We start from the raw sequence: 15,636 nt of genomic DNA, 5'->3' as shown, positions 1-15,636 counted from the left end.
AAGCCGATTAAATGATCGGCTTTTCATTTATTTCATTATAAAAATAAAAGGAATGTCATATGAAAACAATAGGTTTGCTCGGTGGAATGAGTTGGGAATCTACAGATTTATATTATCAACAAATCAATAAATTGATTCAAGCAAACTATGGGCAATTACATTCTGCTCAAATGGTTATCATCAGTGTAAATTTTGCTGAAATTGAAAAATTACAACACCATGGCTTGTGGCACGAAGCAGGAGAATATTTAAAAGAAAAAGCGATTCAACTTGAAAATGCTGGTGCGGACTGTATTTTATTGTGTACAAATACTATGCACAAAGTTGCTTCTTATATTGAAGATTCAATCTCAATCCCTTTTATTCACATCGCAGATGCAACAGCAAAAGCGATTCAACAACAGAATATTCAAAAAATAGGTTTGCTCGGTACAGCATTTACCATGGAGCAAGACTTTTATAAAAATCGCATAGAAGAAGTTGGTATTCAAGTTATCATCCCAAAAGCTGAAAGTCGGAAAATTGTGCATGATATTATTTATGAAGAATTATGTTTGGGAGTTATAAAGCAAAAGTCTCAGCAAAAATATATGGAGATTGTTGAAGAGTTAATTGCTTTAGGAGCAGAAGGCATCATTTTAGGATGTACTGAAATTTGCATGCTCATAGGTAATCAACAATTTTCAGTCCCACTTTTCGATACAACATCTATACATGCAAAATCGGCAGTTGATTTTGTTATTGAATAAAAATTGAAAAATTCTAAGTTATATTTTGATTGAAAATACCCTTAAACTTAAGCCATAGATAATTCTCGACACGCTTTTTGCTAATATCATATTCACCAATAAATTAAGTTTGATAGTATCAGTTCGACGAATAGGTAAATTAAATGCATCATACCGAACGATTGAAACGCGCACGAAAAATTGCAGGTGGATCTACAGGAACGAAACGTCGCTATAAGAAAATGCTAAAGCCATTGCTTGCAAGTTGTGATGCTGAGGCGTGTTTATTGTGGTGGGAGAGATATGATGGTTCGGAAAAGGAAGCTAAAAGAATCGCTGATATCACAAAATTTCCTGCCGCAATTTCAAATTTGGCAGAGATTTATTATCAACAAAATCGTTTAACAGAAGCCTTTATATTGTATCGACAGGCAGCAGAGCAAGAAGATGTACATGCTTTATATGTGTTGGCAAGTGCACATCGTTATGGGATTGATGAATGTACCAAAGATGTGGATTTGGCGATGTGGTATGAAAATAGGGCAGATAAAGCCCCACGTTGGGATGTTTGGCATGGTTATAATTCAACATACATCATGAATGACTTTATACAATGAATCAGAAAACTGTTCAAATTGAACTAATAAACCATTAAACCTAATAAGAGCGTATTGATTAGGTATAAATAAAATAACAATGTGGTCAGCCAATATAAAAAACTCCCCACATCATGTAATATGAAATTAATCATCATTATAAGTATTCAGCATGCTGAATCGCATAGAGAAAGGGTCAAGACATGCAACAAGACGTCATTATTGTAGGTGGTGGAATGGTTGGGCTAAGTTTGGCACTCATGTTGGCAAAGTCCAATATTGCAGTCAAACTGTTAGAAGCTGTTAAATATCCCAACTATGAAGATGGAAGCATTGCCCCTTATCACTCCAGCTTTGATGCTCGAAATACCGCACTTTCTCGTAGAACCGTACAAATATACCAAAAACTTGGACTCTGGGATGCACTACAAGAACATGCTACACCGATTTTAGAAGTGCATATCACTGAACAGGGTAGTTTTGGCAAAGCACGACTCAAAGCAGATCAAGAAAAAGTCGAAAGCTTTGGGCAGGTAATTGAAAATGCATGGCTCGGTCGAGTGTTGTTGTCACAAGTCCGTCAACAACCTTTAATCGAGCTAATTGATGGCGTACAAGTCACTTCATTAACACAAGATCAAGATGAAGTTCAGATCGAAGCAACCCGTGGCGGAGAGTACATTCATTGCCTTAAAGCAAAATTAGTGATAGCTGCGGATGGTCGAGATTCTTTTTGTCGTCAAGCATTGGGGGTTGGTGTAGACGTACATGATTATGAGCAAGTTGCCATCGTGACTGCTGTACAAACATCTAAACCGCATAATCATGTTGGTTTTGAGCGTTTTAGCCATTTAGGTCCTTTGGCATTATTACCTTTACCTGGCGAATGTCGTCGTTCAGTCGTTTGGCCTGTGACTAAAGGTAGGGAACATGAATGGCTCGGTGAGGAAAATGATCAACATTTCCTTAATGCATTGCAAAAAACCTATGGTGATCGGGCTGGAAAGTTTGTCAAAACAGGTAAACGTTTTAGCTTCCCATTGTCACAAGTCTTGGCGCATAAACAGGCGGTTGGGCGCGTAATTTTAATGGGTAATGCTGCACATACCATTCACCCAGTAGCAGGGCAAGGCTTTAACTTGTGTATGCGAGATGTCGATGTATTGGTGCGTTATTTAAATCAACAAATCGCCAATGGCAGAGATTTGGGTGAGCCTGAAATGCTTAAAGCCTATGAGCAAGCTCGTTTAGCAGATCAAAAGCGTGTCATCAAATTCTGTGATTCGGTAGTCCGTGGTTTTAGTAATCAAAATCCAGTCCTAAAACTTTTAAGAAATACAGGTTTAGTGGCGTTTGATGTGATTCCAGGTATTAAACCTTTGGTTGCAAACTATGCGATGGGGTTAAAAGCATGAGTGATTTAAATAAAACTGCAGCAGATCAAAATAATATCTTGGATGTCGTTATCATTGGTGGTGGATTGGTGGGTGGTTTAACTGCTTTATTGCTGGCAGAAGGTGGTGTTCAAGCCACTGTTTTGGATGCTGCACCAATTTTAGATGCTGAAAAAACATTAAGCGTTGCCAACCCTCGTGTTTTGGCACTGAGCCAAGCGACCATTCACTTGCTGAAAACTGCACAGGTTTGGGACAAACTCGCGCGTCAAATGCCCTATACAGGTATGCAGGTCTGGAATAAAAATGGCTATGGCGAGATCAACTTTGGTCAAGCTTCATCGCAGTTTCCATCAGAACAACAAAGCTTGGGTTCAATGGTTGAGCCGAGTGTGTTAAATCTAGCCATTCAACAAACCATGCTTGAAAAAGTTAAAGATTATCGTACTCAGATCAAAGTGATTCGTGTGGAACAAGCTGTCGGTCATTGGAACATTCAACTGGCAGATGGGACGACTTTAAAAACTAAATTGGTGATCGGTGCGGATGGCGCAAACTCTTTTGTACGTGATCAAGCTTTTATTGATCTCGATATTTTAGATTATCAACAAGCAGGTTTAACTTGTGCGATTCGTACCACACAGCCACATCAATATGTAGCTCGTCAGATTTTCCATCCAACAGGTCCACTGGCATTTTTACCTATGGCGAGTTTGAAGCCTGAGCAAGCAGAACAATGGATTTCGATCGTATGGACTTTACCTGATGATTATGCAGATGAATATGCGGCTTTGGATGACATCACATTTTGCCAGTTATTAACCCGTGAAAGTCATCATATGTTGGGTGAGGTACTTGAAGCAACGCCACGGGTAAAATTCCCGCTAAAAGCACGTGCAGCGCAGCGTTATGTGAAAAATGGTTTGGCATTGATCGGGGATGCTGCCCATGTGATTCATCCACTGGCTGGTCAAGGAGTGAATATTGGTTGTTTGGATGCTGCGGTATTGTGTGATGTGTTATTGCACGACTTGAAGCGTGGCGTATGGGCGCATGAGCAAACCTTAAAACGTTATGAACACCAACGTAAAGGGCAGAATGATGCCATGATGCACAGTATGTCAGCGATTGGTTTCTTGGAAACTTCTGAGCTTTTCCCTGTAGTTTGGGCGAGAAATTTTGGTTTAAAACATGTTGAAAATAATGCTGTAATCAAAGAGCGTTTTATGGCGCAAGCCAATGGTTTGTCTAGTTTAAGTCATACACGTTATGCTGTTTAAATTAAAAGTGCTATTTTTTGGTCGATCATTTAAAAAAAATTACGAATTTGGGTGAAAAAAATACGATTTTTATGTATTTGGCACTAGGCGAATGCTTGAGAGATTGGTACATTTCTTCGTAATTAGGAACTCGTTTTTGTAAGATAAGTCATTCATGGGGAGAGAGCGTAAATGACGGATACGAATGATTATGATGAAAATACTGAAGATAGCGCTGTAGATGATGATGAGGCAAAAGCCGCTGAAAAAGGTGCTGCTGCGAGTGATTCAACCGTATCTGATGCGGACTTGGCTGAAGCAGAAACTTTGACTGTGACTGCTAAGCAAAAACAGCGTCAAGCATTGGAAGATGAAGTTGCTGCATTTTTAGCACGTGGTGGGAAAATTACTGAAGTGCCACCAGATGAGTCAAAAGACTAAATCGTTTTAGTAGAAATTGCCCAAACGTTTTAAGTGAATGCTTGGAATAGTTTGGGCTTTTTTATGCTTAAAATTTATTCGAGATGTAAATCTAGAAAACAAAAATTATAAAGGGCATAATGATTTTAACTTTTTGATAATGAATAAATAATGTCTGAACAAAACCAAGTGAATTGGCAACGTACAAACTTAGATCATATTGAACAAGCTTGGGAGGGTGATCTTTGGGATCGTAAGCGTTTAGGTGAGCAGCTTACACGTTATGTAGATCGTTTGAATTGTGGGGCTGTACTTGCTTTAGATGCGCGTTGGGGTGAGGGGAAAACATGGTTTGTTCGTCACTGGAAAAAGCATTTAGAAGAAGAACAGCATAATGTGATTTATTTGGATGCTTTTGCAAATGATTATTTGGAAGATCCGTTTTTAGTCATTTCTTCTGAGATTACAAGTTGTTTATCCAAAGATGATGATGTAGATCAAAATCATATTGATAATTTTAAAGAAAAAGCAGCAACAGCTTATCAGGCTCTTTTACCAAGTTTGCCAAAAGTTTTACTTACTTTAGGTTTAAATCTAATTAGTGGTGGAGTATTGGGAACTTTAGCCCAGCAAGTACATGAATCAGGTGAAAAAGTAATTGAGTCTGCAACTGATGTACTTGGCGATAAAATTAAAGAAAGCATCGAAGCAAAAATTGAGAATCATGAAGCTGATAAAAATACACTACAGGCTTTTAAGCAAGAACTTGCTCAATTAGCAGATGAATTAGATAAACCCCTTGTTTTTATTGTTGATGAACTTGATCGTTGTCGTCCTGATTTTGCAATTCGTTTGATTGAGCGGATTAAACACTTTTTTGATATTCCCAAAATAGTTTTTGTTTTAGTGATGGATAAAACTCAATTTTCAAAAGTTGTTTGTCATAACTATGGGTATGATGAAAAATTAGGTGAGGAATATTTAGATAAGTTTGTTGATTTTTCAGTTAAGCTTAAATATGAAAATTTAGATTACTTAAAACAAAAAGATGAAATTAAGACACTTTTTAACTTGCTAGGTTTTCAAGGTGAAAAAGAAATCAATGCCTATGTTGAAGATATTGGAATGTATGTAAAATATAAGAAAACAAGTATTAGAGAAATTAAAAAAAATATAAATTTATTTGCATTGTTATATCAAAATCAAACAATTAAATCCTCATTGATTTTATTTTCTATTTTTTTTAAGAGTGAGTTGATGAATGTTGAATCAAATGATGAGATGGTTCAGTTATTGGTCAGTCCCATAAATGCTGATCCAAAATTTAATGTAAATTTGGATTTGTTCAATAACCAATTTACACATCATCAAATTACTTCAGAAATGAACTCATTGGGGAATTATAGTATTTTATATTTCGTATTTGGGATATTGAATAGGAGATTTACTCAAGAGAAAAGTTATGATTTCTTGGATCAAAATTATGACTTTTGTCCATTACACTTAACGAGTAAAAAAAAAGTTTTATCAAGTTTGGAAAGAATTTGTAGGAAATCATACCTAAGTAGATATATGGCTGGATGTGAGTAAGCTTCTTACATCCTCCGTCTGCAACTTCTCCCGCATCTTTAAAAACTGCTTTTCATCCATCTCATAGAGTTTAAGGGAAAGCAGTTTTTCGATCTCTTCTTCAGAAAAACGATATTTTATAATCTTTGCAGGAACGCCACCCACGATGGCGTATGGCGGAACATCTTGCGTAACAACAGCACCTGTTGCCACGACAGCACCTTCACTCAAAGTTACACCTTGCATGATCATGGCACGACTGCCAATCCAACAACCATCACCAATAACCGTATCACCCGCAGGCAAAAAACTACGTGTATCAAACGGAAAAGTCGAAATCCAATCAGGACGATGCAACTGATTGCCGCCCATCATAATGACGCATTCAGCCCCAAAGCAAACAAAGTTACCAATATAAAGCTGATCAATGGGCTTTTCAGGTGTAGAAGGCTTGTCATGCAGATAACGCACCACACAGCGCTCAAAACCCTGATCCCAATAGGCTGAATAATAAGAATAATTCCCTTTGATGTGAATATTCGGATTCTTCACAGTCTTGGAAATAAACTCAAATTCACACCAGTGTTTCACAGGTGAGTGAATGGAATCAGTCATATAAAAAGCAATAGGTGAGTGGTTTTACCATTTTATATGAATTCACCCAAAAGATGAATGAAATAGCCTAAGTAATTTTTAAATGAATCAAATGCGATCCGTGCGTATGATGAATATGATCAGCACGATCATGGAAGTAGCGTTCAGTAATATCAACACCAGATAAATCTTCAGCAACCACATAACCCATTTTTTCAACAGCTTGATGCAAGTCTTGAGTAGTAAAAGCACCAATCAAAGGCTCTTTTAAAAAGCGAGTGAAATGGGTTAAAGCAAAAGCCCCATAACGCTCAATGCCTTGTAATTCTTTATAATCAATCGAATAGTCCATGACCAATTCACTACCCGAAGGCGCAATAGAGGCAATGTTTTGTAATGTTCCCAATGTCGTTTCAGGTGTTAAATAATGTGTAGTTCCCAACCATGAGAAGAATGCTTTTTCGTTAGGTTGATACTGACTTCGAAGTAGGGCATCAGCCAGTTTTTCTTTTTCAAAATCAATGCTGACAAATTCAACATTGGTAGGTAGTTGTTTAGATTTTAAAACAGATTTGAGTTGTTGGATTTTAGTTTTTTGCGTATCAGGATGATCTACTTCAAATATTTTTAAGTTAGGAAATTGTTTTGCTAATCGCAGTACAAATGAGTCCAATCCAGCACCAACTAAAACATATTGTTGAATATTATGCTGTTCAATCGCTTGTATTAACAAGTCTTCGGTATAGCGAGAGCGTCCAACGACTTGTCCTGTGAGTTTGCCAAAAGTTTGATTCATAAAAGTGGAATTTAAAGTTTTACGAAATAAGCCATTTTTGAGCAGAAAACGCCAACGTGCATTGGTCATTTCAATAGCATAAGGATCAGAGAATACAGGGTTATTGGCATTGAGATAATGATTGGCGCGCAATGCTGCGGCTGCTTCTGCGGTTCGACTGACTCGTCCTGCTTTCATATTCTTCCTCAACAAATTTTTATTTTCCCTCAATGTAATCCAAACAAATTATTTAACAATGGCAATATTTATGGACTGAGTGATGATAATTGCTATTTTTGTTTTGAGTGACAAGTGAAGAGATATGAACAGCAAATAGTCCCTGAAAAATTTGATTCATAAAAACAGTTTATTTTTACAAGATTAAAGCTTTAAATACACTTATTTTTTCTCATCCCAAATCCCATAAATTGGTCCATACAACCGGTTATAACGACTTTTGTTTAGGGTTTCTTGTGTTTGTTTACAATAGTAAATAACTTCTATCCTTTTCACTTCTTTACATCGAGCACTATTTTTTGATGCATTGCATTCTGTTTCAGTGAATTCATGAAATTTATTGGTTGCAGAGCAATCATGTTGTTGTAAATAGGTTTGAAAATTTCGATCGGTTAATGAGGACAATTGAGCCCATAGTCCTAAAAATAAAATAGGGGCAATAAAGGCAAATGATGAAATAATATTGGTTGATAGGTCATCTGGTCTTTTTTTATTTTGACTATAAAAGAAAATACTATAACTACAAAAGCATAAAAATAATCCAAAGCCGAAAGTAATGATCCCTTCTCTCAACACTGTAAAATAGAATGCTGTAGGTAACAATAGACAAAGTAGGAGTGTGGAGTTAAACAATTTTTTAATTTTCATTCTTCTAAATCAAAGAAAAAGGGCTGAATGATCAGCCCTAGATTTTATCAAAAAATTGGCTTAAGCAAGAGTTAAAGATACTCAACACTGACGATTTCGTACTCAACTTCACCTTGTGGCGTGGTAATTTTTGCTTCATCGCCTTCATTTTTACCTAAAAGCCCACGTGCAATTGGTGAGTTCACAGAGATTTTATTGATTTTAAAATCCGCTTCATCATCGCCTACGATTTTATAGGTTTTTTGCTCTTCAGTGTCGAGGTTTTCAATGGTTACAGTCACCCCAAAAACGACACGACCTGTTTGTTCAAGTTCTTTTACATCGATGACTTGGCACGCCCCAAGTTTACCTTCGATGTCTTGAATACGACCTTCACAGAAACCTTGTTGCTCACGTGCAGCATGATACTCTGCGTTTTCTTTCAAGTCCCCATGTTCACGGGCTTCAGCAATTGCCGCAATAATGCGTGGACGATCCACAGTTTTAAGTTGCTGTAATTCTTTCTCTAAGGCTAATTTGCCTTCAGGTGTCATAGGATAACGTTGCATTGTTGTCCCTCAAGTTAAGTATTTAAAAAATACAGTTTAAAAAATAAAAAAATCCCGCCACCGATAAAGTGGCGGGACTTATCGGTAACTGAATTAACCTTTAGTTAGGTCTTGCAAGCGGTATACATCCATCGGTAATTTAATCGCTAAAGCTTGGCATACAGCATCTGCACCATTCAAAGTCGTTGTGTAATACACTTTACCTTGTAGTGCAGAGCGGCGGATCGAGAACGAATCCTGCTGCGCTTGTTTACCTTCGGTTGTATTGATAATGAGGTGAATTTCGCCATTTTTCAAGCGGTCAACGATATTAGGGCGACCTTCTGTGACTTTATTCACACGTTCACATTCAATACCTGCTGCTTTGATGACATCGTAAGTACCGCCAGTTGCGATCACTTTGAAACCAAGCTCAGTCAGTTGTTTTGCGATGCCGACAGCACGAGGCTTGTCAGAGTCACGTACAGACAAAAATGCGTGTTTTACTTCGCCTTCGGTTGGTAAACCTGGTAAGCGATCATTCGAGCCTAACACAGCTTTATAGAATGCTTCACCAAAAGTTTTACCTACGCCCATCACTTCACCTGTAGACTTCATCTCAGGCCCAAGTACAGGGTCAACGCCAGGGAATTTGTTGAATGGGAACACAGCTTCTTTTACAGAGAAATGTTCAGGGATAATCTCTTTGGTGAATCCTTGAGATTCTAAAGACTGACCCGCCATACAACGTGCAGCAACTTTTGCTAAAGACTCACCGATACATTTAGAAACGAACGGCACTGTACGAGATGCACGTGGGTTCACTTCAAGAATGTAAACATCAGTGCCTTTTACTGCAAACTGTACGTTCATCAAGCCCACAACGCCAAGCTCTTTTGCCATAGCAATAGTTTGACGACGCATTTCGTCCTGAACTTCATTTGACAATGAATAAGGTGGAATAGAACATGCTGAGTCACCAGAGTGAATCCCCGCTTGTTCGATGTGCTGCATGATTCCGCCAATCACCACATCTTTACCGTCAGATACACAGTCTACGTCAACTTCAATCGCATCATCAAGGAAATGGTCAAGCAGTACAGGTGCTTCATTCGATGCTTGAACTGCGTCACGTAAATAACGTTTCAATTCTTCATCGTTATAGACGATTTCCATCGCACGACCACCCAATACATAAGAAGGGCGTACCACCAATGGATAACCAACTTTTGCAGCTTCAGCCATACCTTCTTCAGCAGATTTAACAATGCTGTTGTTTGGTTGGCGAAGTTGTAGACGTTGAATCATTTGTTGGAAGCGTTCACGATCCTCTGCACGGTCAATTGCATCAGGCGATGTTCCGATAATTGGTGCACCCGCTTCTTCTAAAGCACGTGCCAATTTAAGTGGGGTTTGACCACCGTACTGTACGATAATACCTTTAGGTTTCTCTGTGCGTACGATTTCAAGAACATCTTCAAGCGTAATCGGTTCGAAGTACAAACGATCTGATGTGTCGTAATCGGTAGAAACTGTTTCAGGGTTACAGTTGACCATGATCGTTTCATAACCGTCATCACGCATTGCAAGCGCAGCGTGTACACAGCAGTAATCGAACTCGATCCCTTGACCGATACGGTTAGGACCACCACCGATCACCATGATTTTGTCTTTGTTCGATGGATTCGCTTCACATTCTTCATCGTAAGTTGAGTACATATACGCTGTATCTGATTCAAACTCAGCAGCACATGTATCCACACGTTTATAAACTGGCGTTACACCCAAGTTCCAACGATGCTTACGGAATTGTTTTTGTGAAATGCCCATCAAGTTGGCGATGCGAAGATCTGATAAACCTTTACGTTTAAATGAACGGATATTGTCCGCATTTAAATCACCAAAACCTAAAGTTTTGATTTGTTCTTCAGTTTTAATGATATCTTCAATTTGAATCAAGAACCAACGATCAATCTTAGTCGCTTGGAATACATCTTCTAAAGTGAAGCCGTGACGGAAAGCATCAGCCACATACCAAATACGCTCAGGACCTGGAACTTTCAGTTCAACCAAGATTTTTTCGCGTGCGCCTTCAGTACCCACTGCAATTTTTTCATCAAAACCACAAGCACCCACTTCAAGACCACGAAGCGCTTTATTGACAGATTCTTGGAAGTTACGACCAATCGCCATCACTTCACCCACAGATTTCATCTGCGTGGTTAAAGTCGCATCTGCTTGTGGGAATTTTTCAAAGTTGAAACGTGGTACTTTTGTGACAACATAGTCAATCGCAGGCTCGAATGATGCAGGTGTAGTACCGCCAGTGATGTCATTTTTCAACTCATCAAGGGTATAACCAACCGCTAATTTTGCTGCGATTTTTGCAATCGGGAAACCCGTTGCTTTAGATGCAAGTGCAGATGAACGCGATACACGCGGATTCATCTCAATGATGACCATACGACCATCTTTCGGGTTAATACCAAACTGTACGTTTGAACCGCCCGTTTCTACACCGATTTCACGAAGAACTGCTAAAGATGCATTACGCATCAATTGATATTCTTTGTCTGTCAATGTTTGTGCAGGAGCAACGGTGATTGAGTCACCTGTGTGTACACCCATTGGGTCAAAGTTCTCAATCGAACATACGATAATACAGTTGTCGTTTTTATCACGTACAACTTCCATTTCGTATTCTTTCCAACCAATCAATGATTCATCGATCAACAATTGTTTCGTTGGCGAAAGATCGAAACCACGTTCACAGATTTCAATAAATTCTTCTTTATTATAGGCAATACCACCACCTGAACCACCCATCGTGAATGAAGGTCGGATAATCACCGGGAAGCCGAAACGTGCTTGGATTTCTAAAGCCTCTTCCATTGACTCTGCAATGTCAGCTTTTGGGCATTCAAGACCAATTTTACGCATTGCGATATCGAACAGTTTACGGTCTTCCGCTTTTTCGATCGCTTCTTTGGTCGCACCAATCAATTCTACATTGTATTTTTCTAAAATGCCGTGCTCATCTAGTGCAAGGGCACAGTTCAATGCTGTTTGACCACCCATTGTAGGAAGAACTGCATCGGGGCGTTCTTTCTCAATGATGGCTGCTACAGTTTGCCAAGTGATTGGCTCAATGTAAGTTGCGTCTGCCATTGCAGGGTCAGTCATAATGGTTGCTGGGTTAGAGTTCACCAAAATAACACGGTAGCCTTCTTCACGAAGGGCTTTACATGCTTGTGCGCCTGAATAGTCGAACTCACATGCTTGACCGATCACAATCGGACCTGCACCAATAATTAAGATGCTTTTAATGTCTGTACGTTTAGCCATGATCGCTCCTTAATTACTTCTTAGCTGCTTCGATAAGTTCGATAAAATGATCGAACAACGGTGCGCAGTCATGTGGGCCAGGACTTGCTTCAGGGTGACCTTGGAAGCTAAACGCTGGTTTATCTGTACGATGAATCCCTTGTAGGGTTTGATCGAACAATGATTTGTGCGTCGCTTTCAAGTTTGCAGGAAGCGTTTCAGCATCTACAGCGAAGCCGTGGTTTTGAGAAGTAATCATCACGGTACCATCTTCAAGACTTTGTACAGGATGGTTAGCACCGTGATGTCCATGCGGCATTTTTACCGTTTTAGCACCAGATGCAAGCGCAAGGATTTGGTGACCTAAACAGATTCCAAATACAGGCACATTACGTGCATCTTCAACGATGGTTTTTACTGCTTCAATCGCATAATCACATGCTGCTGGATCGCCAGGACCATTTGACAAGAACACGCCATCTGGATTTAATGCAAGTACTTCAGCAGCAGGCGTTTGCGCAGGAACAACAGTGAGTTTACAACCACGATCTGCAAGCATACGTAAGATGTTGGTTTTGACACCATAATCGTATGCAACCACATGGAATTTTGCTTCAGGTTGGGAGAAACCTTTACCTAATGCCCATGAGCCTTCAGTCCATGCAAAACCTTCAGGGTCGCAACATTCTTTGGCAAGGTCTAAACCATTTAAACCACCAAAAGCTCGAGCTTTTTCTAAAGCTTCTTCTTCAGTAATGTTCTCACCAGCTAAGATGCAACCATTTTGTGCGCCTTTAGATCGCAAAATACGTGTAAGTTTACGTGTATCAATATCTGCAATGGCAACAACATTATGCTGTTTTAAATAATCACCAAGAGATTGTTCAGCACGGAAGTTGCTATGTAATAAAGGCAGGTCTCGAATGATCAGACCATTTGCCCAAACTTTATGAATGCGACCTGACTCTGCATCTTCATTATTGCAACCCGTATTACCAATATGTGGGTAAGTTAAAGTTACAAGTTGTTGTGCATAACTTGGGTCAGTCAAAATTTCTTGATAGCCAGTCATGGCAGTATTAAAAACGACTTCACCTGTCGTACTTCCCGTAGCGCCGATCGATGTACCTTTGAAAATAGTACCGTCAGCGAGGGCTAAAATGGCGGGGATGCTCAAACCAAAGCTCCTGATCTAAAACCACAAAAATAGGGCTGTAAAAAAGCGAGTAGACGAAAAAAAAGGAAGGCTAATTAAATCCTACCCTCCTCATGTCTGCTCGCTTGTAACTTAACACTGCATTATACGCACAATATGCTGAAAAGTCCACGTAGAATACTGTGATTCTTGTAGATAAAAATCTTGCATTTTAGTGAGTAATCTGTTTTTAGCTTGCTTTAGTTATTTTTGATGTAAATAAAAATTCAGTTCAATAATCAAAACTTAAAATTTAACAAAGAGATAAAGAAACTAGAATGTTTATAAGTTGATTTAAGTCAGATTTAAAATGTTGACAGATAGAAAAACTAAGCAAGGTAAAATAAAAAAGTGAGGATATTAACCTCACTGATTCATTTTAAAATACAATAAAAATGCTTCACTAAAAAGTATGTAGCCAGTCACGTTTATTATGAAAGTCAGCATTTGGGCTACTGTGTTGCATAGCAAAAAAGTGTTCACCCTGCGTGGTATCTAAAACAGCACTTAAACCAATAAATAAATGATCCCATTTTAATTTATGTTTGAGCATAAATTCAGTTAGATCAAGACTTACATTTAAACCATAATGCGTACGTTTGAGTTGATTGAGCTCAATATCATAAGCTGCAACAGGTGGCAGTATCTCAGGGTAGCGATATTCTTCAAACGCATAGGCTTGCCATGCTTGAGAAGGGGAGAGATTGATTTCCCGATAGAAATCTTCGCCTCTGACCCCGATAAAAACCTCAAAGCACGTTTTTTCCCATAAAAAGTCAATTCGTGGATGCGAGGCAACTCGTTCAGGATATTGAATCAATTGGTTAGGATCACGTAGCCAATAGCCGACATTTAAAGTAAATGGGCTGACCTGTTCGATTGCCCCCACCAATGAAATGCTTTGAAAGCGGCGATCGAAAGCATTGAGTTCATAACTTGCCATAAAATTTAAGTCTGTAATTAGTTCGACAAGTGTGCGTGACGAACAAGATTAGACAACTTCGGATTTTGTTTCGCAGCTTTTTTGTAGATCAATGCAATTTTACCGATGGTTTGCACAACTTCAGCACCTGTAGCATCCGCAATCTCAGCAATTGCTGCAGCACGTGCTTCACGATCTTCGCCAGCGACTTTAATCTTGATCAACTCATGGTCGTTTAAAGCACGGTTGGTTTCTTCGATGACATTTTCAGATAAACCTTTATCACCAATCATCACCACTGGATTTAAAGCATGTCCGATTTGACGTAAACGCTTACGTTCTTGGATAGATAAAGCCGCCATAAAAATAACCTAATTTTAAAAACGGCTTAGTATAACAAAACTCAAATTTAAACGCTGCATCTTCTCAACAAAAAAACGATCAGACTGATTTGAAAAAAGATGCAGTGAATAACGCATTTAGATACAGTTGTATACTGCAAAAACTCAGTTTTTCACGTACAATTACAAGTTAAATGTCAATTTTATTTAGAGAGTTATGGCTACACGCATCACCAACCAAAAGTTATCTAAAAGTAGTCGTGCGTGGATGAGAGAGCATTTAGACGATCCATTTGTGAAAAAAGCACAAAAGGAAGGCTATCGTGCTCGAGCTGCGTATAAACTTCTTGAAATTCAAGAAAAATATAAAATGATTAAACCAGGTATGACTGTTGTTGACTTAGGTGCAGCACCAGGCAGTTGGTCACAGATTGCAGGAAAATTGGTCGGTGATAAAGGTTTGGTCATTGCTTCGGATATTCTTGAAATGGATGCCTTACCCGATGTGACCTTTTTACAAGGTGATTTTCGAGAAGAAGAAGTTTTTGAAAAATTGTTAAATATTTTAAATGGACGTACTGTAGACGTTGTAATTTCAGATATGGCCCCCAATACATCAGGTAATAAGGCTGTAGATCAACCTCGCCAGATTTATTTGTGTGAACTTGCGTTAGATTTTGCCAACCGTGTTTTAGGACCAAAAGGGCAGTTTGTAGTTAAGGTTTTCCAAGGTGATGGTTTTGATGAATTTCGCAAACAAGTTGTCAATAGTTTTGATGTCTTGAAAACTGCAAAGCCTGCAGCGTCACGGGCACGTTCAAAAGAAGTTTTTTTAATTGGACAAGGTCGTAAAAAGGTTTCGCAGCAAGTCGTTGTAGATGAGTGAGTATTTGAGTTCTTTTTAGAATTCGTAGATGCATGTATTATGTTTAAAATTATTTCATCGAAAGTTTGTTTAGATCATAATGCGTTAACATTATGCAGTTAAATAACTTTCTTTGAAAAATTTAAATGAAAAAATGTAATTCATGTATGAATTGTCACGAAGTCCTCTTGCCAAGTTGTTAAAAATTGTGCATTTTGTACGTTTTTAAAATTTATTGCGAA

Annotated in this window: 15 protein-coding genes; 7 read left to right on the top strand and 8 right to left on the bottom strand. The window is 38.6% G+C overall.

From position 1 onward, the window contains the following. Positions 1–59 precede the first annotated feature (59 nt). The 6 genes from DJ533_RS14225 (at position 60) to DJ533_RS14200 (ending at position 5,987) form a co-directional block, all read left to right on the top strand. Entirely contained in the window at positions 60–749 is a 690-nt protein-coding gene (locus DJ533_RS14225; RefSeq protein ID WP_065994691.1) for an aspartate/glutamate racemase family protein, read from the top strand. Positions 750–892: 143 nt separating this feature from the next. After that, on the top strand, positions 893–1,345 hold the full coding sequence (locus DJ533_RS14220; RefSeq protein ID WP_065994690.1) for a tetratricopeptide repeat protein: 453 nt from the start codon (positions 893–895) through the stop codon (positions 1,343–1,345). A gap of 182 nt (positions 1,346–1,527) precedes the next feature. Next, a complete protein-coding gene (gene ubiH / locus DJ533_RS14215; RefSeq protein ID WP_065994689.1) occupies positions 1,528–2,739 on the top strand; it encodes a 2-octaprenyl-6-methoxyphenyl hydroxylase in 1,212 nt (403 codons plus the stop codon). Next, complete coding sequence (locus tag DJ533_RS14210) at positions 2,736–3,998, top strand: FAD-dependent monooxygenase (protein ID WP_065994688.1); 1,263 nt, start codon at positions 2,736–2,738, stop codon at positions 3,996–3,998. The genes ubiH and DJ533_RS14210 overlap by 4 nt, the downstream gene beginning before the upstream one ends. Before the next feature lie 171 nt (positions 3,999–4,169). After that, positions 4,170–4,418: a hypothetical protein gene (locus tag DJ533_RS14205; protein ID WP_065994687.1), complete on the top strand. Its 249-nt coding sequence runs from the start codon at positions 4,170–4,172 to the stop codon at positions 4,416–4,418. Between the two features lie 150 nt (positions 4,419–4,568). Next, positions 4,569–5,987 (top strand): KAP family P-loop NTPase fold protein, encoded by a 1,419-nt coding sequence (locus tag DJ533_RS14200; protein ID WP_065994686.1) that lies wholly within the window; start codon positions 4,569–4,571, stop codon positions 5,985–5,987. Here DJ533_RS14200 and DJ533_RS14195 read toward each other — a convergent pair. The 8 genes from DJ533_RS14195 to yhbY all read right to left on the bottom strand — a co-directional run bounded on the left by DJ533_RS14195 (position 5,958) and on the right by yhbY (position 14,550). Continuing rightward, positions 5,958–6,581, bottom strand: coding sequence for a CatB-related O-acetyltransferase (locus DJ533_RS14195; protein ID WP_065994685.1), 624 nt, complete (start codon positions 6,579–6,581; stop codon positions 5,958–5,960). The genes DJ533_RS14200 and DJ533_RS14195 overlap by 30 nt on opposite strands. Positions 6,582–6,648: 67 nt before the next feature. Continuing rightward, positions 6,649–7,533, bottom strand: a complete 885-nt coding sequence (locus tag DJ533_RS14190) for a class I SAM-dependent methyltransferase (protein ID WP_065994684.1) — start codon at positions 7,531–7,533, stop codon at positions 6,649–6,651. Between the two features lie 201 nt (positions 7,534–7,734). Beyond that, a complete protein-coding gene (locus DJ533_RS14185; protein WP_065994683.1) occupies positions 7,735–8,220 on the bottom strand; it encodes a hypothetical protein in 486 nt (161 codons plus the stop codon). Between the two features lie 71 nt (positions 8,221–8,291). Further along, positions 8,292–8,768: a transcription elongation factor GreA gene (greA, locus tag DJ533_RS14180; RefSeq protein WP_065994682.1), complete on the bottom strand. Its 477-nt coding sequence runs from the start codon at positions 8,766–8,768 to the stop codon at positions 8,292–8,294. Between the two features lie 93 nt (positions 8,769–8,861). Then, positions 8,862–12,092 carry a carbamoyl-phosphate synthase large subunit gene (gene carB, locus DJ533_RS14175; protein ID WP_065994681.1) on the bottom strand — a complete coding sequence of 1,077 codons (3,231 nt, stop codon included), beginning with the start codon at positions 12,090–12,092 and terminating at the stop codon, positions 8,862–8,864. A gap of 13 nt (positions 12,093–12,105) precedes the next feature. Then, a complete protein-coding gene (gene carA / locus DJ533_RS14170; protein WP_065994680.1) occupies positions 12,106–13,248 on the bottom strand; it encodes a glutamine-hydrolyzing carbamoyl-phosphate synthase small subunit in 1,143 nt (380 codons plus the stop codon). Between the two features lie 421 nt (positions 13,249–13,669). After that, positions 13,670–14,209, bottom strand: coding sequence for a DOMON-like domain-containing protein (locus DJ533_RS14165; RefSeq protein ID WP_065994679.1), 540 nt, complete (start codon positions 14,207–14,209; stop codon positions 13,670–13,672). A 17-nt stretch (positions 14,210–14,226) separates the two neighbouring features. Further along, positions 14,227–14,550, bottom strand: a complete 324-nt coding sequence (yhbY, locus tag DJ533_RS14160) for a ribosome assembly RNA-binding protein YhbY (protein ID WP_065994678.1) — start codon at positions 14,548–14,550, stop codon at positions 14,227–14,229. Positions 14,551–14,746: 196 nt separating this feature from the next. Here yhbY and rlmE point away from each other — a divergent pair, with 196 nt between their 5' ends. Continuing rightward, complete coding sequence (gene rlmE, locus DJ533_RS14155) at positions 14,747–15,415, top strand: 23S rRNA (uridine(2552)-2'-O)-methyltransferase RlmE (protein ID WP_065994677.1); 669 nt, start codon at positions 14,747–14,749, stop codon at positions 15,413–15,415. Positions 15,416–15,636 lie beyond the last annotated feature (221 nt).

Origin of the sequence: Acinetobacter defluvii, from assembly GCF_001704615.3 — a bacterium.
GTDB lineage: Bacteria > Pseudomonadota > Gammaproteobacteria > Pseudomonadales > Moraxellaceae > Acinetobacter > Acinetobacter defluvii.
Note: the sequence above shows the minus strand (reverse complement) of the source record. Positions and strands in the feature narration are given on the sequence as shown.

Coding starts and splice junctions, on each gene's coding strand:
- DJ533_RS14225 (WP_065994691.1), top strand. CDS start 60: ATGAAAACAATAGGTTTGCTCGGTGGAATGAGTTGGGAATCTACAGAT.
- DJ533_RS14195 (WP_065994685.1), bottom strand. CDS start 6,581: ATGACTGATTCCATTCACTCACCTGTGAAACACTGGTGTGAATTTGAG.
- DJ533_RS14190 (WP_065994684.1), bottom strand. CDS start 7,533: ATGAAAGCAGGACGAGTCAGTCGAACCGCAGAAGCAGCCGCAGCATTG.
- ubiH (WP_065994689.1), top strand. CDS start 1,528: ATGCAACAAGACGTCATTATTGTAGGTGGTGGAATGGTTGGGCTAAGT.
- greA (WP_065994682.1), bottom strand. CDS start 8,768: ATGCAACGTTATCCTATGACACCTGAAGGCAAATTAGCCTTAGAGAAA.
- rlmE (WP_065994677.1), top strand. CDS start 14,747: ATGGCTACACGCATCACCAACCAAAAGTTATCTAAAAGTAGTCGTGCG.
- yhbY (WP_065994678.1), bottom strand. CDS start 14,550: ATGGCGGCTTTATCTATCCAAGAACGTAAGCGTTTACGTCAAATCGGA.
- DJ533_RS14210 (WP_065994688.1), top strand. CDS start 2,736: ATGAGTGATTTAAATAAAACTGCAGCAGATCAAAATAATATCTTGGAT.
- DJ533_RS14220 (WP_065994690.1), top strand. CDS start 893: ATGCATCATACCGAACGATTGAAACGCGCACGAAAAATTGCAGGTGGA.
- DJ533_RS14200 (WP_065994686.1), top strand. CDS start 4,569: ATGTCTGAACAAAACCAAGTGAATTGGCAACGTACAAACTTAGATCAT.
- DJ533_RS14185 (WP_065994683.1), bottom strand. CDS start 8,220: ATGAAAATTAAAAAATTGTTTAACTCCACACTCCTACTTTGTCTATTG.
- carB (WP_065994681.1), bottom strand. CDS start 12,092: ATGGCTAAACGTACAGACATTAAAAGCATCTTAATTATTGGTGCAGGT.
- DJ533_RS14205 (WP_065994687.1), top strand. CDS start 4,170: ATGACGGATACGAATGATTATGATGAAAATACTGAAGATAGCGCTGTA.
- DJ533_RS14165 (WP_065994679.1), bottom strand. CDS start 14,209: ATGGCAAGTTATGAACTCAATGCTTTCGATCGCCGCTTTCAAAGCATT.